We start from the raw sequence: 22,170 nt of genomic DNA, 5'->3' as shown, positions 1-22,170 counted from the left end.
CCCGCCATACTACGGGAGAACATGGCAACCAGCGACTCGGACGCCGGGGGGACCGACTCGGAGGCGGGGGGCGATCCGGGACCCGACGCGGAGGGTGCGGGAAGCGAACATCGACAGCCGGAATCCGGGTCTCGGCCGGACGACGGCAACGCGGTCGCGCTCCGTGCGGTGCGCAAGACGTACTACCTCGGCGAGCCGGTCCACGCGCTCGACGGCGTGGACCTCGTCATCCCGCGAGGCTCGTACACCGCGGTGATGGGACCGAGCGGGTCGGGCAAGAGTACCCTGCTCAACCTCATCGGCTGTCTCGACACGCCCACCGAGGGCGAGGTGTGGGTCAACGACCGCGAGGTGTCGGCGCTCTCCCAGCGCGAGCGCACCCGGGTCCGGGGTCAGGAGGTCGGATTCGTCTTCCAGACGTTCAACCTCATGCCGAAACTAACCGCGGCAGAGAACGTCGCGCTCCCGCTCGTCTTCGAGGGGATCGACAAGCGCGAGCGCATCGACCGCGCGACCGAACTGCTCGACGAGGTGGGGCTGGCCGACCGGGCCGGCCACCGGCCGAACGAACTGTCGGGCGGCCAGCGCCAGCGGGTCGCTATCGCGCGAGCGCTGGCGAACGACCCGGCTATCATCCTCGCCGACGAGCCCACGGGCAACCTCGATCAGGAGACCGGCACCCAGATCATGGGGCTGTTCCAGCGCCTCCACGACGAGGGTAACACCATCCTGATGGTGACCCACGAGCGCCCCATCGCCGAGTACGCCCAGCGCGTGGTCCACGTGCTCGACGGCACCATCGAGCGCGTCGAGGAGATCGAGTCCCCTCGGCGGGTCGAGTCCGACGGTCCCTGATGGAGTTCGCAGAGAGCCTGCGACTCAGCGTCCGCGCCGTCCGGAGCCACCGACTCCGGTCGGCGCTGACCGTCCTCGGGGTCGTCATCGGCGTCGCGGCGGTCATCACCTTCGTCACGCTCGGCACCAGCCTCCGGGCCGACGTGCTCGGACAGGTCGGCGGCGAGCGCTCGCCGAACCTCTACGTCTGGGCCGGTCCCGAGGGTCAGAACGGCGGGCCGGGTGCGGGCGCGCAACCGGTGTTCACGACTCGCGACCTCGACCAGCTGGCGAATATCGAGGGCGTGGCGTCGGTCGTCCCGCGCGGGATAGTCCCCACCGCGGCCATCTCCGCCGGCAACGACACGGTCGCCCAGCGGCAGGCGATCGCCACCTCGCCCGCGTACTTCGACTCGGGCAGCGTCGCCGACGGCCGGGCGTTCCGACAGGGCAGCCGCGAAGTCGTGGTGAACGAGCGCGCGGCCGGGCTGTTCGATCCATCGCTCTCCGTCGGTGCAACCGTCTCGCTCCAGTTGGCGTCGGGCGATTCCGTCGAGGCCGAGGTCGTCGGGGTCCAGAACTCCTCGGCCGCTGGCGGGGCCTTCGAGGGGCTGGACGGCGGGTCCCAACCGCTGGTGTTCGTGCCGACCGACCCGTTCTACCGGACGACCGTCGAGAGCCCGGCGACCGGCGAGCGCCAGCGCGTCTACCCGACCGTCACGGTCGTCGCCGAGGACTTCGCGGCGGTCCCCGATGCCAAGGTCGGCGTGCAGGCGTACCTGACGAACCGCTCGGACGCCGCGCGGCTCGTGCCCGACGACTACGCCTTCGCGGTCCGAAGCGACGAGGACCTCGTCGACCAGTTGCAGGAGCTGTTGACCACCCTGACCAACTTCGTGACCGGCATCGCGGTCATCTCGCTCGTGGTCGGCTCCATCGGCATCGCGAACGTCATGCTCGTCTCCGTGACCGAGCGCACCCGCGAGATCGGCATCATGAAGGCGGTCGGCGCGCAGAACCGCGACGTGCTCCAGCTGTTCCTGATCGAGGCGGTCCTGCTCGGTGCTGTCGGCGCGATCCTCGGCATCCCGGTCGGGGTCGCCGGGGCGTACCTCGCGGGCGAGTACATCGGGCTCGACCTCGTGCTTCCCTACGAGTGGTTCGCCATCGCGGTCGCGGTGGGCGTCCTCGTCGGCGTGGTCGCCGGGCTGTATCCTGCGTGGAGCGCATCGAAGACCGATCCCATCGACGCGCTCCGGTACGAGTGAGGCTTGAGTCGGACACTCGCCACTTCACCTCACGCGAGTGGACGCGGCCGCAAACGGCGCCGTCCACCCGCGCAAGGCCTTCTGGAGGGAAGCGAACGCTATCCCGAATTCACACCACCCTAGATTTTTTATCCTATGGGGAGAATACCATAGTATGGGATGGCAGACGAGGATACGTTGGTGCAGTACACCGACGAACACGCGGACGGAACGATAGAACGGGTGTTCATCCGACACACCGACGACGAAGCCGACTATCCGAGTGGATGGCGCTATAGCCTCCACTACGGGACGAAGGAGGGCGAAACCATCGTCCGCTACGACAACGCTCACGAAGCGACGAAAGGCCATGAACGTCACGCCGGAGAACAGGTAACGACCATCGACTTTCCGGGTATGATGGAACTGTACGACCGGTTCCTGACGGAAATCGACCGACACCGACGTTGAACACCGCTTGCGGTTTGCCATCGAAACAGAAACACTCACGCCATGACCCAAAGTACGAATTCCCGGACCTTGCAGGTGCGCGTCGGCGAGACGGATCGCACTCGTCAGGAGGCCCGCGAGAAGATATCGTCACTCGAACGAGGAAAGTCGGTCGACGACATGCTCGTGTTGAACCTCCCGAACTACGCAGAACTCGCACGGTTGACGCGCGAGAAGAACCTCGAATTACTCCGAACGCTCGCCCAGCACGACCCAGCCAGCATCAGTGAAACGGCCGAGTTGGTGGACCGCGACTACAAGGAGGTCCACCGAAATTTGAGCGAACTGGAGACGCTCGGCGTGGTCGAGTTCGAGACCACCGGTCGGTCCAAGCGCCCTATCGTCCGGTTCGACGAACTCGAAATCGACGTGTCCCTTACGGACCCCGAACCGGCCGACGCCGCCGCGTAGGATCGATTTGGCTCACTCCACGCTCAGTTCGTCGCCGCCGCGTAGGATCGATTTGGCTCACTCCACGCTCAGTTCGTCGCCCCCGCGCGGCTCCGTGAACTCGAACTCCACTTCGAGTTCGGCCTCGCGCCCGCCCGCGAACTCCACCTCGACCTCGACCGGTTCCCGGTACTCGAACGGGATCTCCCACTCCTGGGAGGAGAGCGTGAGGCTCGTGTCGTTCTCGACCTGATCGGCCAGATCTCGGAGGAACGACGCCGTCGCCGACCGCGAGAGGTGGATCTCACGCTCGAAGAAGCCGTCGGTCACCGTCGTCCTGTTGCGCTCCCTGTCGTCCGGCAAGTTCACCCGATCCCCCATGTCGCCCCGTACGCTGCGACGCGCCAAGAATCGTCCGGTGGTCGGGACCGGAGCAGTGACTGTCCGGGCGACCGAACCGATTAGCTGCCGGCCCGCCGATTTGCCGAATCGCCGGTTCGCTTTTTGCGCCCGGCGTCGTACCTCTGTCACCGTGTCGCTCATCGACCTGCTGGGGAGCAAAGCGCGGATCGAGATCATTCGGGAACTCTCGCGCGAGCCGCGGTACGTCTCCGAGCTCGCCGAGACGGTCGGCATGGACGGCAAGACCGCGGTCCACCACCTCTCGAAGCTGGAGGAGGCCGGCCTGGTCGCCCACTACCGACGGGGCAACCGGAAGTACTACTACCTCGCCAAGACCGTCGAACTCCGGGCCGCCCCGCCGCCCGAGCGCACGTTCGTTCTCCAGACCGGCGAGCGCCGCGACGACCCGACCGCGGCCGAGTCCGCGACCGACGATTAGAATTTCGGCTCCGTTCTACCCAACGGAGAATCCTCCGAGAAGCTCGCTGCTGCTTGAGCATCGGAGGCCGCGACCGCTCTACAACCGCATCGCGACCGCCCGCAACCGCTCCGCGACCGCCCGCAACCGCTCCGCGACCGCTCAGCACCGCAAACCGGACCCCGACCGCCCAGCACCGCAACCGCCGACCGCGACCGTTCTCACTCTCAGGTTACAGGCCAGTGTCAGAGCCGCTGACGTCCGAGTCGGCGGCCTGGCTTCTCTTGCGTCCGCCGTAGCGACGCCGGCCGCCGAGCGCGAGTGCGCCCAGCCCGACCAGCAGGACGACGAACTGGACCAGCCCGCCCAGAATCGGCACGAGGCCGACCATCGAGACGACGAGGAGGCCGACGAGCAGCGCCAGCCAGCGACCGCCGGCGTCGGCGATTTCGAGGAGGATCGAACCGAGCGCGAACGCGCCGTACACGTAGCCGAGCCACAGCAGCAGGCCGTAGACGAGCATGCCGACGAGCCCGAGCGGGATGCCGACCAGCGAGATGAACAGCACCACGAGTAGGATCGGAATCCCGACGAACAGCAGCAGGCCGACGCCCGCCGAGCGCAGGGGGTCGCCGTCCACGCGGTCGGCCACGCCGGCCGAGAACCGCGGGAACGCCAGCAGGGCGACCGCGCCGAGCGCGAGGTTCGCGAGGAAGCCGTACGCCCAGCCGACCCAGTTGGGCAGTTGCGGGCCGACCGGTCCGACGTTGGGTCCGATGTCGTCCTCCTGTCGGACCTCGCCGGCCACGCTGGCACCGTCGGCGAGGTCGAGGTCGCCGTCGTACGCGAGATCGCCGCCGACGCTCGCGCTCGACTCGACCGTGATGGTGTCGGCACCGACCTGCGCGTCCTCGCCGACTTCGCCCGCGATGACGACGTTGCCCGCACCGGCTTCGAGCTGGCCGCCGACTGTTCCGCCCCGCGCGAGGTAGACGTTCCCGCCCGCGGCGGTGGCGTCGCCGGTGACGGTGCCGTTGATGCGGACGTTGCCCGCGAACGCTTCGAGGTCGCCGTTCACCTCGCCTTCGACGATGACGTTGCCCGCGAACGCGGTCAGGTCGCCGTTCACGGTGCCGCGGACGACGACCGTTCCGCCGAACGCGGTGAGGTCGTCGTCGACCGTCTCGCTCTCATCCACGACGACGGTGCCGCCGGTCCGGGTCTCCTCGGCCGCGACCGGGGCCGGAATCAGCGCCAGCGCGACCACGACCGCGAGTACGACTGCGAACTGCCTGTTCATGTCTCGGCGGTTCGACCGTATCCGAAATAGTAGTTTCGCTGGTAATAGTGGCGTAAACAGTTCACGTGGGACTCACCCACTGTGGACTACTCCATGAGGTCTCGGAACGCTCAGTGCGACCTCGGGGACTTTAAGACCGGCAAGCACTTCGACTCCCACATGAGCGAGGTCGAGAGCGAGGCCGAGAGTGGGGCCGACGAGGCGTCCGAACCGGAGTCGGTCCCGGACGCGGGCCGGGACGAGATCTGGATCGAGAAGTACCGACCCCAGACCCTCGACGAGGTGGCGGGCCACGAGGACATCACCGCGCGGCTGAAGCGGTACGTCGAGCGCGACGACCTGCCGAACCTCCTGTTCTCGGGGCCGGCGGGTGTCGGGAAGACGACCAGCGCGGTCGCCATCGCCAAGCAGCTGTACGGCGACGACTGGCAGCAGCACTTCCTCGAACTCAACGCCTCCGACCAGCGCGGCATCGACGTGGTCCGGGACCGCATCAAGAACTTCGCGCGGTCCTCGTTCGGCGGTCACAACTACCGCATCATCTTCCTCGACGAGGCCGACTCCCTCACGTCCGACGCCCAGTCTGCACTCCGCCGAACGATGGAGCAGTTCTCCGCGAACACCCGATTCATCCTCTCGTGTAACTACTCCTCGAAGATCATCGACCCCATCCAGTCCCGATGCGCAACCTTCCGCTTCGGCCCGCTGAACGACGAGGCGGTGGCCGGGCAGGTTCGGAAGATCGCCGACGTGGAGGGCATCGAGACCACCGAAGAGGGCGTGGACGCGCTGGTCTACGCCGCCGACGGCGACATGCGCAAGGCCATCAACGCGCTGCAGGCCGCCGCGGTGATGGGCGAAGTGGTCGACGAGGAGGCGGTGTTTACCATCACGAGCACTGCCCGCCCGGAGGAGATCGAGGAGATGGTGACCAACGCTATCGAGGGTGACTTCAGCAAGGCGCGTTCGATCCTCGACGACCTGCTCACGAACAAGGGGATGGCCGGTGGCGACATCATCGACCAGCTCCACCGGTCGGTGTGGGAGTTCGAGCTCGACGACGCCGCCACCGTTCGCCTGATGGACCGCGTGGGCGAGGTCGACTACCGCATCACCGAGGGCGCGAACGAGCAGGTCCAGCTGGAGGCCCTGCTGGCGTCGCTGTCGCTGAACGACGAGTGACGGCGGCCCGGCAGGGTCGGGTAGTCGGCGACTGTCGAGTAGCCCTGAACTAGCCGATGGCAAGCGGGCCTTTCCGCGCCGCGGCGTCCTGCCGCGGCGCGGAAACGCCCGCCAGCCCCGCGAAACCCGCCGATAATCGCGGAAACGGTCCCGAACGGCCGCTCCCCCTTTTACTCCGGACCGGCGTAGCGAGCGAGGAGTACATCCATGGGACGCTATCCGAGACAGGTACGGGACGCGCGTCTGAAATGCATCGACTGCAACGCACCCGTCGTGCAGACGGTCGACGGGGCGTACGCGTGCGTCGACTGCGGGTCGGAGCCGGTCAGCGCGCGATCGACCGCGTCGGCGCGCGACGACCCCGCGCCCACGGCCGACGACTAACCTCCGCCTGCCGACGACGGACGGAAGCCAGTGGCCACCAACGCGACGCTCACACCCGATTCGAGCGACGGACCGACGCTCGTTGCGGAACTGTTTTACGCGTTCCCTAGCCACTTACGCACAATATGAGCGAACTCGAAGAGGAGTACCGCCTCGATTATTTCGAGGAAGAAGACTTCGTGAGAAAGGAGTGTACGGAGTGCGGTGACTTCTTCTGGACGCGCGACGAGGACCGGAGGACTTGCGGCGAGCCGCCATGCGAGGACTACCAGTTCATCGACAACGCGGGCTTCGACGGCGAGTACAGTCTGGAGGAGATGCGCGAGGCGTTCCTCTCCTTTTTCGAGGACCAGGACCACGAGCGCATCGACCCGTACCCGGTCGCAGCGAACCGCTGGCGGGACGACGTGCTGCTCACACAGGCGTCGATCTACGACTTCCAGCCGCTGGTGACCTCCGGGCAGACCCCGCCGCCGGCCAACCCGCTGACCATCAGTCAGCCCTGCATCCGGATGCAAGACATCGACAACGTGGGCAAGACGGGTCGCCACACCATGGCGTTCGAGATGATGGCCCACCACGCGTTCAACGCCCGCGAGGATCTGGAGGACCCCGACCAGTACGCCTACCAAGGGGAAGTCTACTGGAAGGACGAGACCGTCGAGTACTGCGACAAGTTCTTCGAGTCGATGGGCGCGGACCCGGAAGAGATCACCTACATCGAGGACCCGTGGGTCGGCGGGGGGAACGCCGGACCCGCCATCGAGGTCATCTACCGCGGCGCGGAACTCGCCACCCTCGTCTTCATGTCGATGGAACAGGACCCCGACGGCGAGTACGAGATGAAGGACGGCAACCGCTACTCGAAGATGGACACCTACGTCGTCGACACCGGCTACGGCCTCGAACGCTGGACGTGGGTGAGTCAGGGGACCCCGACCGTCTACGAGGCGGTCTACCCCGAAATGATAGCCTTCCTGAAGGACAACGCGGGCGTCGAGCACACCGAGGAGGAGGCCCAACTCGTGCATCGCTCCTCGAAGCTCGCGGGTCACATGGACATCGACGAGGCCGAGGACATGGAGGCCGCCCGCGACAACATCGCCCGCGAACTCGACGTCTCGACGGCCGACCTCGAAGCGCTGCTCGAACCGCTCGAGGACATCTACGCCATCGCGGACCACTGCCGGACGCTGGCGTACATGCTCGGCGACGGCATCGTCCCGAGCAACGTCGGCACGGGCTACCTCGCCCGGATGGTCCTGCGCCGGACCAAGCGACTCTGCGACAACGTGGGCGTCGACGCCCCGCTCGACGAACTCGTCGACATGCAGGCCGAGCGGCTCGGCTACGAGAACCGCGACACGGTCCGGGACATCGTCCGGACCGAGATCGAGAAGTACCGCGAGACGCTCGAACAGGGTGGTCGCCGGGTCGAACGGCTCGCCAAGCGCTACGCCGAGGAGGGCGAGCCGATCCCGACCGAGGAACTGGTCGAACTGTACGACTCCCACGGCATCCAGCCCGACATGGTCGAGGAGATCGCGGCCGACTTCGGCACCGGTGTCGACGTGCCCGACGACTTCTACAGCCTCGTCGCGTCCCGGCACGACTCCGGGCAGCCGTTCGAGGAGGAGACCGAAGACGAGGACCGGTTCGACGACCTCCCGGCGACCGACCGCCACTACTACGAGGACCAGTTCGGCACCGACTTCGAGGCCGTCGTCCTCGACGTGTTCGAGCGCGAGGGAGAGGGAGCCGGTGATGGCGATGCGAGCGAGGGCGAACCCGTCTACGACGTGGTGCTCGACCAGACGATGTTCTACCCGGAGGGCGGCGGCCAGCCCGCCGACAGGGGTGCCTTGACCACCGACGACACCACCGTGCAGGTCGAGGACGTCCAGATCCGCGACGGGGTCATCCTTCACCGGACCGACGAGCCGGTCGGCAAGGGCGACATCGTCCGCGGGAACATCGACGTCGAGCGCCGCCGCCGGCTGATGCGTCACCACACCGCGACCCACATCGTGATCCACGCCGCCCGCGAGGTGCTGGGCGAGCACGTCCGGCAGGCGGGCGCGCAGAAGGGCATCGACAGCTCGCGCATCGACGTTCGCCACTACGAGCGCATCGACCGCGAGACCAGAGACGAGATCGAGCGAGTCGCCAACGAGATCGTGATGGAGAACACGTCGGTCCAGCAGGAGTGGCCCAACCGCCACGAGGCCGAGGAGGAGTACGGCTTCGACCTGTATCAGGGCGGTATCCCGGCCGGGAAGAACATCCGGCTCATCCACGTCGCCGAGGACGTGCAGGCCTGCGGGGGCACCCACGTCCGACGCACGGGCGATGTCGGCACTATCAAGATTCTGAACACCGAGCGCGTCCAGGACGGAGTCGAGCGCATCACCTTCGCCGCTGGCGAGGCCGCGGTCGAGGCCACCCAGCGCACCGAGGCCGCGCTCGCCGACGCCGCCGAGATCCTCGACGTCGTGCCCGCAGAGGTGCCCGAGACCGCCGAGCGGTTCTTCGAGGAGTGGAAGGCCCGCGGCAAGCAGATCGAGGACCTCAAGGAGCAGTTGGCCGAAGCCCGCGCCTCGGGCGGGGCCGCCGGCGAGGAGGTCGAGGTCGGCGACGCCACCGCGGTCGTCCAGCGACTCGACGCCGACATGGACGAACTCCGGGCGACCGCCAACGCGCTGGTCGAGGAGGGCAAGATCGCGGTCATCGGCAGTGGTGCTGACGGCGCGCAGTTCGTGGTCGCGGTGCCGGAGGGCGTGGGAGTCAACGCCGGCGAGGTCGTCGGCGAACTCGCCCGGAAGGTCGGCGGTGGCGGCGGCGGCCCGCCGGACTTCGCGCAGGGCGGCGGCCCCGACGGCGCGAAGCTGGACGACGCCCTCGAAGATGCGCCCGAGGTGCTTCGCCAGGTTCGGAACGCCTGACTGACGGCCGGACGCGAAGCTCCTTCTCTATCCACGGTCGATTCGCTGTCACCAGTCAATCGCTATCCGCAGTGAATTCGCTATCAGCGGTCGATTCGCTGTCGGCGGTCGACTCGCTACCTGCGGCCGAGGTCGAGCGTCCGCTTGCGGATGGAGCCACAGCTCGGGCAGACGTGGCGATAGCGCACCCGGTCGCCGCTCGTGTCGCTCATCCAGTGGCCGTCGGCGTCGTCGAACCCGCAGTCGGGACAGACGAGGTCCGCGTCGAAGTGCGACCCGAGGCGGTCGAGGGGGCTGGCACCTGGCCGACTTTCGCGGTACATGTTGACAACTAACACTGCGGGCGCTATAAGTGTTGCTTCGCTTGTGGGAGCCGCGCCACGAATAATTTCGATTTCCCGCTCTTCAGCCCCACTCGCTGCCGATCCACTGCTTTGCTCGTGCCCAGACCGACCGGCGGGCGAGTCGCTGGCTCAGATGCTCGTTCGCGCGCCGCAGGCGGTCGTTCTCGGCCTCCAACTCCGCCACGCGGTCGCGGAGTCGCTGGGTATCGTCCGAATGCCGGCGATCGTCTGCACTCCTGCCATCGCGGTCGTCCCCGGAGGCGGCGCTGACTTCCTCGGTCACGTGGAGCGCGTGTTCGTCGTTGGTCCGGCCGGCAAGCACGGCGTTGAGGACGCCCCCGACCAGCAGGAGGAGTCCCGAGAAGTAGAGCCAGACGAGCAAGAGGAACGCGCTCCCGAGGGTGCCGTAGATCGCCTCGTAGCGCGTGGCGAACTGCACGTAGCCCTGAAACAGCGCACCCAGCGCGGTCCAGCTGATGGCGGCGAACAGGACGCCGGGGAGTATTTCCCGAACGGTTAGGTCCACGTCGGGGAACACGTAGTAGACCGGGACGAACGCGACGGCGAGCCCGAAAACGAGCAAGAGTGGGTTCACCACGGCGGGATACGGCAGGTCGGGCGCGAGCGCGGCGACCGACCCTGCCGCGACGAAGGCCGTCACCGCGATGCCGAGCGCGACGAACACCACGAGGCCGTTCTCGATCGTCGCCAGCAGGGACTTGTCGGCGCTGCTGTCGTAGATCTCCGAGAACGCCACGTCGAGCCCGCGGAAGATGCGCGACATCCCCCACAGGAGCGTGATCGCGCCGACGACCGACACGCCGGTTCTGGCGGCGGTGGCGTCGAGCGAACCCGCGATGAGTTCCCGTGCGTAGGGCGTGAGGAACGACTCGGTGAGGTCGGACAGCCCCGCGGTGAACGCCGCGTTGTCGACCGCCGAGAGGACGATCAGCGCGAACACCAGCAGCGGCAGTATCGAGACGAACGCGTAGTAGGCGATGCTGCCCGCCATGAACGTGACGTTCTCGTCGCGGACCTCCTGCCACGACTCCCGAAGAACTCGTCTGGCTTCGCTTGAAACCCCCATGCCGATTCCACGGGACCGCGAACCTAAACGCCTGCGCCCGGTTCAGCCGGATTTCGGGCCGAAAAGAGCCCACGCGGACGTTTCTCGGCGATTCGTTTGGACTGGACGATGCGAACAGAGTCGACGATGTAAGCGGACTGGACGATGTAAGCGGACTCGCCGATACGAGCGAACTCCACGACGAACGCGAAAACGGAGCTATCAGTACTGCCGGGACATCCAGAAGCCGACGCCGGTCATCAGGAGCACGAACGCGACGATCATGCCGACGACGGCCAGCGCACCGGTCTCGGAGAGGCCGCCGTTCCCGTACGTCGTGCCGACCCAGTAGAGGAGACCGACGAACAGACCGACGGAACCCACCCCGACGACTATCTCGCGGAGGGTATCCTGGTCGATTGCCATGCTGTGGGCTTCCCAGAGTACGTGCAAAAGGGTTACGACACGACCTTTTGACGACCACCTTTTTTCTTCGTCGGGTGGTCACCGGCGCGCCGAAAACTTCGGCGCGCCGGTGACCACCACTCCTCGAAAAGTCTGGACCAAAAAAGGCCGCTCGCTCACGTGCGTTCGCTCGCGGGGAACCGCGCTCGCTACGTTCGCGCGGACGCTGGCGAGCGACTGCTGCTGTTGCTGCTCGTGGGGGAACCGTTGGCTCCCTGCAGGGGTTCGTTCGCCCCTCGCTTGGCAGTCGTGGTACGTCGGGATCGGCGCGAGACGCGAAGATCGGCTAAATAGCCGGTACGCCGTCGTTTTCGCGTTCGTCCGCTCGGGCGCAGCGCTGTTCAGCGCCGCGCCCTTGCTCGCCGACAGTTTCCGAAATCGAATCGTGATTCTCGAAGTCGAATCGTGGCGCTAGCGCGGGTCAAGCCACCGTTTCCAGGCGTTCGGGAGGTCTGACAGGTGCAAGACTTAGGGTGGTCCAGCACCTACCTCACTATACGCGGAATCGGCCGACAGCGCGACGATTGGGGGTAGAGACGATCTGGGGAAGTCGGTCGACCGCACTCACAGGTGGGAAGCCTATGGCAAACACAACAGCTTCCGAACGAACGCGAGCATCGCTCCCTCCGGTCGAGAGCGTGCGGGACATCCGGTCCCAGCGCGCTCGCATGGAGCGCATGGCGGTCACGCCGCTCGGCGGTGGCGTCTACGAGGTCGAGAGCCAGAGCGGGAACACCTACTCCGTGGACCTGCCCGGCAGGCGCTGTACCTGCCCGGACCACAACTTCCGCGGGGTCCGGTGCAAGCACCTCCGGCGGGTCGCCATCGAGGTGACCGAGGGACTGGTCCCGCCGCCCGGCCAGCGGGCCGTGGCGTGTACCAACTGCGGCGAGGAGACGTTCGTGGACGAGCGAGCGACCGGCCCGCACCTCTGCGAGGCGTGCAATCTCGACCCCGGCGAGGCGGTCGTGGACCGCGAGACCGGCGACCTGCTGGTCGTCGTGCGGACGACCGACCGGCGCGCGGACGAGGTGACGATCACCGACCGCGACTGCACTGTCGCGGCGTACTCGACCAACGAGGGGTACCGCGCCGACGACGTGGTGGTCGAGGCGATGTACCCCGTCCCTGGGGGGCTCGGTCCCGACGACCTGAAGCCCCACCACCTTCGGCGGTACTCGTTCCCGCGCGGGCGACTCGCCCGCCGCGAGGAGTTCGAGACGCGCGGCGATCAGTCGGCGCTGTCGGACTTCGAGGCCGTCCAGCACTGAGGACTGGAGACTGGCGACTGACGACTGCCAATTTTCAACTGACAACTGAAGACTGCCGGGCGGTGTCACTGCGAGCCACGTATTCTCGGAAATGCTCGAAAAAGCGGCGGATGGGTCGGCCCTCCGTCGTCCTGAAGCGTCCGCCGCGTCGCCGCTCGGAACCTGACTCGGTCGCGTTCGCGTCGATGACGTAGCGCTGGCGCGTCGCAGACGGCAGGACGACCGGGATTCCCCCCCCGACTACATCACCGACATAGTCGAAATAGTCATATTGGTGGATATGTCTTTCGCTATACGTCTGCGAGTTCGAAGGAATCCTTTCGGTAGCTGCCAGACGGGGGTAGTTGGCAGATGGAGATCGTTGCCAGATAGGGATAGTTTCCGGACGGTGAAACTTACTCGAGTATCGACGCGGCCTCGTCGGTCGACAGCACGCCCTGCTCGACGGCCCGAAGCACGTCCCGGATGTCGTGGTCGGATTCCTCGCCCTCGTCGTCGGCCTCCCTCAACTCGTCGAGGGGTTCGCCCTCCTCGAGCGCCGTCTCGACCTTGACGCGGTAGTTGCCGCCGTCGGTCTGGTGGACGTCGGCCGGGTGGAAGAAGTACCAGTCCTCGCGGTCGAACCGCACCCCGATCTTGGGCTTCGCGCCGAAGTTCCGGCCGAAGTACACCAGCGCCTCGACCTCCTCGCCCGTCAGATAGATGGGGTCGCCCGAGCTCGACTTGGCCTCGATGGCGTAGAAGCTCCCCCCGTCGCCCGCGAGCACGTCCGGGAGCTCGCGCTCGGTCGCGCTCCCGCTGGCGGGCGCGCGCATGACCGCGAACCCGGCCTCGTCGAGCCGGTTGACGAGTTCGCGCTCCCGCCGGTCGCCCTTCGCGTTGGACATACCGAGAACGTCCGCCTTCTCCGTGTTAAGTCCCTCGCAAGCGCGGTGGAAGTGGAACTTCCGAATCAGAACCCCGAAATCGGTCGTCCGGGACACGCTGCTGGCGGCCAGACGGCTTTTCCGCGTTTGCTCCGACTAGCTCCAACGGTGCCGAAAGAAGAACTCGACCGCCGCATCCGGACCGAACCGGTGGCCGGAGGACAGCTCCCCAAAAAGGAGATACTCGCACAGGAGATCCAGGAGGGGCTGGAGGAACTCGAACGCTCGGCCGACGGCCTCTTCCTCTCAGGCATCTCGGCCGGACTCGACATCGGGTTCGGCCCGCTGTTCATGGCGATTCTCTACACCGTCGTCGGCGGCGCGTGGGGCGACCCGCTGACCCGCATCGTCGTCGCCAACGCCTACGCGGTCGGCTTTATCTTCGTCATCGGCGGCCGGTCCGAGCTGTTCACCGAACACACGGCACGGGCCAGCCTGCCGGTGATCGACGGCCGCGCGACGGTCGGCCAACTCGCCCGGCTCTGGGGGCTCGTCTACGCCGGGAACGTCCTCGGGGGTGTCGTCTTCGCGGCCGGGATGGTCTGGTTCGCCCCGGCTTACGGCATCGTGGAACCCTCGGCGTTCACCGAGATCGCACTGCATCTCACGGAGAACGGGCCGGGGCTCGTGCTGGCCGGGGCCGTCGTCGCTGGCTGGCTGATGGGGCTGCTCTCGTGGCTCCTCACCGCCGCTCAGGAGAGTATCTCGCGCATCGCGGTCGTCTGGCTCGTCACCACCGGCATCGGCCTCGCGCACCTGCCCCACTGCATCGCGGGCAACGTCGAGGTGCTCGCAGGAGCGCTCGTCTCACCCGCCATCACGCTCGCCGATTACGCTGGGTTCCTCGCGCTCGCCACGGTCGGCAACGCCATCGGCGGCAGCGTCTTCGTCGCCCTGCTCAAGTACGGCCACGTCGTCCGCGGCGAGGAGTCGGGAGACTGACTATCCGGGACCCACCTCGCCCGCCAGAAACTCCACGGCCGCCTCGGTCGCCTCGTCGCCGGGTTCGAGCCACGGGGTGTGGCCGTGGTCGTGGAGGGTCACGAAGTCGGCGTTCGCCATCGCACTCGCCATCGGCCGACCCACCGAGGGCGGCCAGAAGTAGTCCTCGGTGCCCCAGACGAACCGCGTGGGCGTCTCGACCGCCGGAAGCGCAGCCGACAGGTCGAACTGCGAGTTCAGTCCCCACATCGAGCCGAGCGTCTCCATCAGCGACCGCAGGCTCTCGCGCTGGCCGGGCAGGCGCTCGCCGACCACGCCCGGCCGGAGGTAGGCGTCGGGGATCGCCGAGTCGTCCTCGACGTTCATCTGGCGGTACGCCCGCCGGGCGTCCTCGACCGACTCCTCCTCGACGTAGTCGAACAGCCAGTCACCGAGCACGGGCAGATCGAGTATTCGGAAAAAGATCGGCAGGTCGGTTGTCAGGCCTGCGGGCGCACCGATGAGACACTGCCGAGTCACGCGCTCGGAGTGGTCGAGGGTCAGCGCGAGCGTCTGGAACCCGCCGAGCGAGTTGCCCATCACCGCGGCCTCCTCGACGCCGAGCGCGTCGAGCAACTCGGCCACGTACGAGACGCCGAACTCTCGGAACCCCGTCTCGCGGTAGTCCACCGCGGTCGAGAGCCCCCTGCCCGGCCGGTCGGGCGCGTACACGGTGAACTGGTCGGTCAGCGCATCGAATATCGGGATCCACGACGCGCTGGTGGTGCTCAGGCCGTGGAGCAGCAGGAGCGGCGGTCCTTCGCCCGCTGTGAGATAGTGGACTTTATCTGTGGGGTCGGGTAGGTCGGCGTACTGGGACTCGGCTGAAAGGTCGTAGTGGTCACAGAGGTCCGCGACCGCGTCGAGGAAGCGTTCGGCCTCGGGGCTCGGGTCGGCGGCGTGGTCGAGGGGCATAGGACGTGACTTTGTTACCGAACAGGAAAAACGATCACCTACTTTCTCAGCATCAGATCTCGACGAACGGTGGAGTGTGGGAGGAACTTCGTAGTCATTAATAGCTATAAACGTTAACAGTCGGATATTGAATATAGCATGGCTGAGGACCTCTATATTTTCGTAGATGAGAGTGGTCAGCACGCCCGAGGAGAATACTACACGGTTGCCGGTTGTTGGTGTCTGTCGAATAATTCTCCCCAGTATATCTTCGATAACGCTCGTGAAGAACTGTCAAGACATATCTCGGACATACGTGATATTGGCCATGTAGACGAACTAAAAGGAAGTCAGTTACCAAAAGACCGCCTCGGGTCCTTTCTCAAGACTTTCGAGGGAGCTACATACAAAGACGGAACAATCGCCGACCCACCGTATCCGTGGAGGCAGGATACTCCATTTCAATGTTCTCATCATAGCTTCAACCCAGAGTTAGGGAAACAGGTTTTAGCTGATTATATGGCCGAGGCAGATGTTCCCCACGTTCTTCAGCGACTATCTCTGGCCAGAATTCTAAGTCCCCTCACAGATGGTGATCTCGTTGACTTAGACCAAATAAACGAGATTCATCTTGTTCCAGATGCTGATGTCTGGCGAACACCTGCAAACGAGGTTTGTGATTTACTCGCAGAGCTACAAGGAACAGAAATCAACGTGGAAACAAGAGACAGCAGTCGAACTCCGGGCATCCAAATTGCAGATTTAGTCGCGTATTCGTGGCGGAGTTACACGAAAGACTCCTCGTGTGAAGACGCCGCGACCTTTATTGATAATCGTCTTTTGTAAAACGCCACTCAACGGCATTGGAAGTCTCATACCCCTTCACTGAGGGATCATCGTCTTCCGAACCGTCAAGCGGGTGGCTCTGGAAGTCTCATACCCCTTCACTGAGGGATCATCGTCTTCCTTGCCACCGGACATGTACAGATAGTATGCGATGTTGCATAAAGTTTGCGTAGATAACCACGCAAAGTCGGGTGGAGATACTACCTACACGAATAAGTCCGCATTCACGTCCCGTGCTGCCAGCTGTCCATGTATTCGGCCTGCTCGGGCGTCAGCTCGTCGTACTCGACGCCCTCGGCGTCGAGCTTGATCTCGGCGATTTCGCGGTCCAGTCCGTCGGGCACGTCGTGGACTCCGGCGTCGTACGCCTTCCCGTTCTCGACCAACTCGCGGACTGCGGCGGCCTGCACGCCGAAGCTCTGGTCCATCACCTCGACCGGGTGGCCCAGCGCGATGGGCGAGGCCAGATTCACGAGCCGGCCCTCAGCGAGGACGTTGAGCCTGCGGCCGTCCGCCATCTCGTACTCCCGGACGCCATCGCGGGCCTCGCGCTGGTCGACCGCCAGCTCCGAGAGCTGGTCGAGGTTGACCTCCACGTCGAAGTGACCCGCGTTCGCGAGCAGGACGCCGTCGTCCATCTTCTCGAAGTCCTCCCGAGTGATGACGTCGCGGTTGCCCGTGGTCGTGAGGAACACGTCGCCGATCTCCGCGGCCTCGTTCATCGGCATCACGTCGTAGCCCTCCATGTGCGCCTCCAGCGCGCGGCGGGGCTCGACCTCGGTAACGACGACGTTCGCGTTCTGGCCCGAGGCCTTCTTTGCGACGCCGCGGCCGCAGTCGCCGTAGCCCGCGACGACCACGTCCTTGCCCGCCCACGAGAGGTTCGTGGTCATCGCGATGTTGGCCAGCGAGGACTCGCCCGTGCCGTGGACGTTGTCGAACAGCCGCTTCATCGGCGTGTCGTTCACGGCGAAGACGGGGTACTTCAGCTCGCCGTCCTCGTCCATCGCGCGCAGTCGGTGGACGCCCGTGGTGGTCTCCTCGGCCCCGCCGACGATAGAGTCGATGAGTTCGGGGTAGTCCTCGTGGATGGCCGCCACGAGGTCCATCCCGTCGTCGACCGTGATCGTCGGCTCGTGGGCGATGACCGCCTCGATGGCTCCGTAGTACGCCTCGTCGTCGACGCCGTGCTCGGCGTAGGAGGTGATGTTCGGGTGCTCGTCGAGCGCAGCGCTCACGTCGTCGTGGGTCGACAGCGGGTTGCAGCCGGTGATGGCGACCTCCGCGCCGCCGTCGGCGAGGGTCTCGACCAGCACGGCGGTCTTGGCCTCGACGTGCATCGCCATCCCGATGCGCTGGTCGGCCAGCGGCTGCTCGGCCTCGAACTCGGCCTGCAGCGCGGTCAGGATCGGCATGTGTTCGCGCGCCCAGTCCATCTTCCGGTGGCCCTCAGTGCGAGCAGTAGCGAGGTCGTCGACCCGCTCGCTGATCGTCGGGTAGTCCGTCATACACGAACTGAGGGCCACCGCGCTCAAAACGCTACCGAAGGCGGACTGAAATGCGGGATAGCAGGTTGGACTTCGTTCGTCGCTTCTTATGATCACGTCCTCAGGTCGCGCGAGACTGATTTCCGCTCGTCACGCTCGGTGTGGCATTCCACCCGGCGCGTGCTGGCGCGGTTGTCGGGAGCGGAGCGACCGACTGCTCGGCAGACGCGGGTTGTCTGCCGGTGCCTCGTGTCGCGCCAAATCGCGCGAGGGTCGAGTAGCGTAGGCCGGAGTGAAACGGAGGCCGAGCAACGCAGGCGGCTGGGGAGGACGAGGCTGTCGCGGTGCGGTGCTGTGCGGTTCCCATATGTCGAGGCAGTAGCTAGCTCAGCCCGACCAGTCAATCAAAGAATCACGAAGCTAGCTTCTGCCGGTACATAGGAGTCGCCGCAACCTCACACCTCCCCAACCTCCTCCCTCGCTGCGCTCGGTCGTCCCTCGCGCGCGTTGCTCGCGCGCGCGCCGGATTTCAAAAGTCAAGTATGCTCAACATACTGGATTTCGAGAATCAGAAGAGACGAACGAAGCTGACTCCTACGAAAAACAGAAGAACAGCGAATATCAGCGGATCGAAACTACTCAGTTGCCGTTACCGTTGCCAGCGTGGTCCGGCGGACCCTGCGATCCGTCGTCATCGTCGTCCTCCTCGTCATCTTCTTCGTCGTCCGAATCGTCCTCGGTTTCGTCCTCTTCGTCGCTCTGCTCGGTCTCTTCATCGTCGGTCTCCTCGTCGTCCGTCTCGTCGCCGTCCTCTTGGTCGTTCTTCTGCTTGTGGTCGTCGTGCTTGTCGTCGTTACCCGCGTGGTCGGGCGGGCCGCGCTCGCCGTCCTCCTCGGTCTCGTTCTCGTCGGTTTCGTTCTCCGCGTCGTCACCCTCGTCGGGGCCGGCGTCGTCGGGTTGGCCCGCGTGGTCCGGGCGGTTCTCGTCGGCGTTACCGGGGTTGTTCTCGGTCACGAACTCCGAGACGACCTGTCCGATGGGGCCGCCGTCGTCGCTCGCGTTCAGCATCTCGTGGACGTACGACGAGACGATCTGTCCGAACGACTCGTCGTCGGACTCGTCCGGGTCGTCGCCGTCGTCGGATCCGTCACCGGCGGCGGTGATCGTCGCGGTCGTGGAGCCGGTGGCGTTGTCCTTCGCGGCCGTAACGTCCACGCTCACGTTCTCTTCCGGTTCCGGGAGCGAGACGGTCCCGTTCTCGCCGGTCTCGTACTCGCCCGTGCCCGCGTACGATTCGTCGTCGGTCGTTGCCACGGTCACCGAGGCGTTCTCGACCGCGGTGTCGTTCTGCGTCACCGTCACCGTCGCGCCGTCGTTGCCGACGTTCTCGACGCCGACCGTCAGATCGTTGCCAGTTGCGTCCATGGCTGCGCTCGGTGCGACGTCCGCGGCCGCGAGGCTCGACAGGACGAGCAGTCCCGCGAGTGCCACGGCGAGCAGCGATTTCTTCGATGTCATGCACTCGGTCCTATGGGAAATGACCGATTAAACCCCGATTGCCGTACATCTCGTTCGCAGCGTTCATCCTTTGCGTGAGAGGCGACGAGAATCCGTTAAACTGTTCAAAAATAGTTCTCACCGTTCAAGCGGTATCTTCAACGGCGCGTTTCCGCAACCGAACTGGCAGGTTAGCGAGGAGAACGACGGGTCACTCCGTGCGCTCGACCGCGGCCGCGGCCCGCTCCTCGGCGCGTTCCCGGACAGCCTCTTCGTCGAGCGTCAGTACCTCGCGGTCGCGCATCAGCACCGCGCCGTCGCAGACGGTGTGGCGCACGTCCGACCCGCGGGCCGCGTAAGCGAGGTGGCTCACCAGATCGTGGTGGGGCGTCAGGTGAGCGGCGTCGAGGTCCACGACCGCGAGGTCGGCGTTCGCGCCCGGTTCGATTCGGCCGCTCCGGAACCCGAGCGCGTCGGCGCTCCCCGCGGTCGCCATCCGGACCGCGGCCTCCGCCGGGACCGCGCTGGCGTCGTCCGCGGCGAGTTTGCCTATCATCGCGGCGTCGCGCATCTCGTCGAACAGGTCCAGATCGTTGTTCGAGGCTGCGCCGTCGGTGCCGAGGCCGACCGTCACGCCCGCGTCGAGGAGTTCCTCGACCGGAGCCATCCCGCTGGCGAGCTTCATGTTCGATGCCGGGCAGTGGATTACAGCTGTGCCGGACTCGGCGAGCAGGTCGATTTCGGTCTCGTCGACGTGGACGCCGTGGGCCACGAAGTCGGCCTCGGTGGTCATGTCGAGCTCGCGGGCGTATTCCAGCGGGCGCTGGCCCGCGTCGTCGACGATAGGATCGACCTCGTCGGTCGTCTCGTTGGCGTGGTAGTGAATCGGCGTCCCTTGCTCGCGCGCCTTCGAGACGTATTCGCTGAGGTACTCCTCGCCGACCGTCGTGAGGCTGTGGGGCATGAACGCCGTTTCGATGCGGCCGTCTGCCGCGCCGTCGTACTCCCGGGCGACTTCCAGGCCGGTTTCGAGGTCCTCGCGCGCGGCCTCCTCGTCCTTGCCGACCGTGACGACGCCGTGGCCGAGTCGGGCGCGCAGCCCCGACTCGGCCACGGCGTCGGCGACTTCGCCAACGTGGAAGTACATGTCCGCGAACGCGGTGGTCCCGGACTTGATCATCTCCACGAGGCCGAGCTCGGTCCCGGCGCGTACGTCCTCCGGGGTCAACTCGCCTTCGACCGGCCAGATGTCCTCCCGGAGCCACGCGTCGAGTTCCTTGTCGTCGGCGTAGCCTCGCAAGAGCGTCATCGCGACGTGAGTGTGGGCGTTCACCAGCCCGGGCATCACCAGTCCGCCGTCGGCGTCGAGGCGGTGGTCGCCCTCGGGCACGTTCTCGGGGTCGTCGACCGCGAGGATCTCGCCCTCGTCTGCGTCGACCAGCACGTCGGCCGACTCGACGGACGCGTCCGGTCGGAGCACCTCGCCGCCAGCGATTCGCAGGGTAGTCATGCGTCGGCCTTCTCGCGCCCGGCGTGTCAATCCATCGGGTTCGACCGGTGCGAAGTGCGAGTTCGACCGCCGACAGGCGTCCTCGTCACTCGTCGAGCCGATCCCAAAGCCGGTCGAGCCTGTCGCCGAGCGAGGGCCGCATCAGCAGGAGGCTCAGCAGCCGACCCGACTCGTAGGAGACCTGCTGGTCGTCGGCCAGCGTTTCGAGCGTCTCCACGAACGTCTCCGCGCCGACCCGCCCGACCGCGTAGTCGTCCGCGGCGTAGACGAGTCGCCTGCCGAGCCACAGGAGAACGACCGCGAGCGCGACGATGCCGAGGGCCAGCGTGCCGGGGGCCAGTCCCGTGAGCCGCTGGAGATCACCAGCGGCCAGCCCGAGGACGGGTGCCGCGACGGCGAAGAGGACGCCCAGCTTGGCCTCCCGGTAGTAGCGTTTCGCGCGGCCGGTCTTGCTGGCGAGTACGGCTGTCGCTTTTTCGTCGTCGAGGTCCGCGAGCAAGTCGGTTGTGACCAGCAGACGGCGGCGGCCCGGCAGGCCCGCGAGGATGGCGGTCGGGACGCTGTTCGAGTCGAGGTCGAGGACTCGAATCTCGTGGGCCGAGACGTCCGCCGTCTCGCAGAGTCCGACGATGCGCTCGCGCTCGGCGTCGGTCGGCTCCCGAACGTCGTTCAGAAGCGCGAGGATCCACGGCTGGACGCCGAGAACGACGGCTGCGACGAGGAATAGGAACGCGAGTACCGAGAGCGTCGACGCGAACGCGCTCGCCGGGAGCAGGTTCATCGTGCCGATGACGGCGATCATCAGCGCGAAGAAGAGGCCGACGATCTTCGCCACGCTCCACGCGGCCGACGCGGCCGACACGTCGAGGTCCCGAATCTCGCGGACGTAGGGGAACGCGCCGAGGTAGCTCGCCTCGATTGCGACCGTGACGCCGAGGATGGTCGGAACCCACGTCAACACCGCGCCAACTGGCGATTCGGCAAGCGTAGGGCTCGCGGCCCGGAGCGCGGCCTCGGTCAGGTCGAGCGCGTCCGTTCCGACCGCGGCGAACAGCGCGACCAGCCCCGTCAGGACCGTCCCGACTCCGACTGCGATGCGGAGTCGTCGCATCGCGGTCTTCGGGGATTCCTTCGCGGCGCGCCACGCGTACAGCCGGACGGCGGCGAACGAGAGGATGGCGACGACGCCGACCGCTATCGCCGGGTCCGGGACGGCGACCGGGTCAGCGACGGCTGGGAGGGCCATGTCGCGGCGTGTTCGCGCCGGGACCAAA

22 protein-coding genes are annotated in these 22,170 nt (G+C 66.3%); 11 read left to right on the top strand and 11 right to left on the bottom strand.

The window, feature by feature from the left end; genetic code table 11:
• Positions 1-21 precede the first annotated feature (21 nt).
• The 4 genes from DPQ64_RS04415 to DPQ64_RS04400 all read left to right on the top strand — a co-directional run bounded on the left by DPQ64_RS04415 (position 22) and on the right by DPQ64_RS04400 (position 3,002).
• Positions 22-855 carry an ABC transporter ATP-binding protein gene (locus DPQ64_RS04415; protein ID WP_115863149.1) on the top strand — a complete coding sequence of 278 codons (834 nt, stop codon included), beginning with the start codon at positions 22-24 and terminating at the stop codon, positions 853-855.
• Positions 855-2,102 carry an ABC transporter permease gene (locus DPQ64_RS04410; RefSeq protein ID WP_115863148.1) on the top strand — a complete coding sequence of 416 codons (1,248 nt, stop codon included), beginning with the start codon at positions 855-857 and terminating at the stop codon, positions 2,100-2,102. Before DPQ64_RS04415 ends, DPQ64_RS04410 begins: the two co-directional genes overlap by 1 nt.
• Positions 2,103-2,261: 159 nt before the next feature.
• A complete protein-coding gene (locus DPQ64_RS04405) occupies positions 2,262-2,552 on the top strand; it encodes a toxin-antitoxin system TumE family protein (RefSeq protein WP_198662004.1) in 291 nt (96 codons plus the stop codon).
• 42 nt (positions 2,553-2,594) lie between these two features.
• Positions 2,595-3,002, top strand: a complete 408-nt coding sequence (locus tag DPQ64_RS04400; protein ID WP_115863147.1) for an HVO_A0114 family putative DNA-binding protein — start codon at positions 2,595-2,597, stop codon at positions 3,000-3,002.
• A gap of 57 nt (positions 3,003-3,059) precedes the next feature.
• On the opposite strand, the gene DPQ64_RS04395 is transcribed toward DPQ64_RS04400, so the two are convergent.
• Entirely contained in the window at positions 3,060-3,362 is a 303-nt protein-coding gene (locus DPQ64_RS04395; protein WP_115863146.1) for an amphi-Trp domain-containing protein, read from the bottom strand.
• A gap of 151 nt (positions 3,363-3,513) precedes the next feature.
• Between DPQ64_RS04395 and DPQ64_RS04390 the strand changes: the two genes are divergently transcribed.
• Positions 3,514-3,822, top strand: coding sequence for an ArsR/SmtB family transcription factor (locus DPQ64_RS04390; RefSeq protein WP_115863145.1), 309 nt, complete (start codon positions 3,514-3,516; stop codon positions 3,820-3,822).
• 211 nt (positions 3,823-4,033) lie between these two features.
• Here DPQ64_RS04390 and DPQ64_RS04385 read toward each other — a convergent pair whose 3' ends face one another.
• On the bottom strand, positions 4,034-5,101 hold the full coding sequence (locus DPQ64_RS04385) for a bactofilin family protein (RefSeq protein WP_115863144.1): 1,068 nt from the start codon (positions 5,099-5,101) through the stop codon (positions 4,034-4,036).
• A gap of 159 nt (positions 5,102-5,260) precedes the next feature.
• Between DPQ64_RS04385 and DPQ64_RS04380 the strand changes: the two genes are divergently transcribed.
• The 3 genes from DPQ64_RS04380 (at position 5,261) to alaS (ending at position 9,609) form a co-directional block, all read left to right on the top strand.
• On the top strand, positions 5,261-6,283 hold the full coding sequence (locus tag DPQ64_RS04380) for a replication factor C small subunit (RefSeq protein ID WP_115863143.1): 1,023 nt from the start codon (positions 5,261-5,263) through the stop codon (positions 6,281-6,283).
• A gap of 207 nt (positions 6,284-6,490) precedes the next feature.
• A complete protein-coding gene (locus DPQ64_RS19115) occupies positions 6,491-6,667 on the top strand; it encodes a hypothetical protein (protein ID WP_198662002.1) in 177 nt (58 codons plus the stop codon).
• A gap of 125 nt (positions 6,668-6,792) precedes the next feature.
• Positions 6,793-9,609, top strand: coding sequence for an alanine--tRNA ligase (gene alaS / locus DPQ64_RS04375; RefSeq protein ID WP_115863142.1), 2,817 nt, complete (start codon positions 6,793-6,795; stop codon positions 9,607-9,609).
• Between the two features lie 116 nt (positions 9,610-9,725).
• Here the strand turns inward: alaS and DPQ64_RS04370 are convergent, their stop codons facing one another.
• The 3 genes from DPQ64_RS04370 to DPQ64_RS04360 form a co-directional block, all read right to left on the bottom strand.
• Positions 9,726-9,932: an HVO_0649 family zinc finger protein gene (locus DPQ64_RS04370; RefSeq protein ID WP_115863141.1), complete on the bottom strand. Its 207-nt coding sequence runs from the start codon at positions 9,930-9,932 to the stop codon at positions 9,726-9,728.
• Between the two features lie 82 nt (positions 9,933-10,014).
• Entirely contained in the window at positions 10,015-11,040 is a 1,026-nt protein-coding gene (locus DPQ64_RS04365; RefSeq protein ID WP_115863140.1) for a YhjD/YihY/BrkB family envelope integrity protein, read from the bottom strand.
• A 201-nt stretch (positions 11,041-11,241) separates the two neighbouring features.
• On the bottom strand, positions 11,242-11,445 hold the full coding sequence (locus DPQ64_RS04360; protein WP_115863139.1) for a DUF7472 family protein: 204 nt from the start codon (positions 11,443-11,445) through the stop codon (positions 11,242-11,244).
• Positions 11,446-12,065: 620 nt separating this feature from the next.
• Here DPQ64_RS04360 and DPQ64_RS04355 point away from each other — a divergent pair.
• Positions 12,066-12,755 carry an SWIM zinc finger family protein gene (locus DPQ64_RS04355; RefSeq protein ID WP_115863138.1) on the top strand — a complete coding sequence of 230 codons (690 nt, stop codon included), beginning with the start codon at positions 12,066-12,068 and terminating at the stop codon, positions 12,753-12,755.
• A gap of 395 nt (positions 12,756-13,150) precedes the next feature.
• On the opposite strand, the gene hjc is transcribed toward DPQ64_RS04355, so the two are convergent.
• Entirely contained in the window at positions 13,151-13,642 is a 492-nt protein-coding gene (gene hjc / locus DPQ64_RS04350; protein ID WP_115863137.1) for a Holliday junction resolvase Hjc, read from the bottom strand.
• A 147-nt stretch (positions 13,643-13,789) separates the two neighbouring features.
• Between hjc and DPQ64_RS04345 the strand changes: the two genes are divergently transcribed.
• Entirely contained in the window at positions 13,790-14,623 is an 834-nt protein-coding gene (locus DPQ64_RS04345) for a formate/nitrite transporter family protein (protein WP_232820482.1), read from the top strand.
• Here the strand turns inward: DPQ64_RS04345 and DPQ64_RS04340 are convergent, their stop codons facing one another.
• Entirely contained in the window at positions 14,624-15,577 is a 954-nt protein-coding gene (locus DPQ64_RS04340; RefSeq protein ID WP_115863136.1) for an alpha/beta fold hydrolase, read from the bottom strand.
• A 138-nt stretch (positions 15,578-15,715) separates the two neighbouring features.
• Here DPQ64_RS04340 and DPQ64_RS18560 point away from each other — a divergent pair, with 138 nt between their 5' ends.
• A complete protein-coding gene (locus DPQ64_RS18560; RefSeq protein ID WP_157971580.1) occupies positions 15,716-16,402 on the top strand; it encodes a DUF3800 domain-containing protein in 687 nt (228 codons plus the stop codon).
• Positions 16,403-16,626: 224 nt separating this feature from the next.
• Here DPQ64_RS18560 and DPQ64_RS04335 read toward each other — a convergent pair whose 3' ends face one another.
• The 4 genes from DPQ64_RS04335 to DPQ64_RS04320 all read right to left on the bottom strand — a co-directional run bounded on the left by DPQ64_RS04335 (position 16,627) and on the right by DPQ64_RS04320 (position 22,142).
• Positions 16,627-17,910: an adenosylhomocysteinase gene (locus DPQ64_RS04335; protein WP_115863135.1), complete on the bottom strand. Its 1,284-nt coding sequence runs from the start codon at positions 17,908-17,910 to the stop codon at positions 16,627-16,629.
• A gap of 618 nt (positions 17,911-18,528) precedes the next feature.
• Positions 18,529-19,407: a hypothetical protein gene (locus tag DPQ64_RS04330; protein ID WP_115863134.1), complete on the bottom strand. Its 879-nt coding sequence runs from the start codon at positions 19,405-19,407 to the stop codon at positions 18,529-18,531.
• A 190-nt stretch (positions 19,408-19,597) separates the two neighbouring features.
• Positions 19,598-20,896 (bottom strand): amidohydrolase, encoded by a 1,299-nt coding sequence (locus DPQ64_RS04325; RefSeq protein ID WP_115863133.1) that lies wholly within the window; start codon positions 20,894-20,896, stop codon positions 19,598-19,600.
• Positions 20,897-20,981: 85 nt separating this feature from the next.
• Positions 20,982-22,142, bottom strand: a complete 1,161-nt coding sequence (locus DPQ64_RS04320) for a M48 family metalloprotease (protein ID WP_115863132.1) — start codon at positions 22,140-22,142, stop codon at positions 20,982-20,984.
• Between the last annotated feature and the right edge of the window lie 28 nt (positions 22,143-22,170).

It is taken from the genome of Halorussus litoreus (assembly GCF_003382685.1).
GTDB classification, from domain to species: domain Archaea; phylum Halobacteriota; class Halobacteria; order Halobacteriales; family Haladaptataceae; genus Halorussus; species Halorussus litoreus.
Note: the sequence above shows the minus strand (reverse complement) of the source record. Positions and strands in the feature narration are given on the sequence as shown.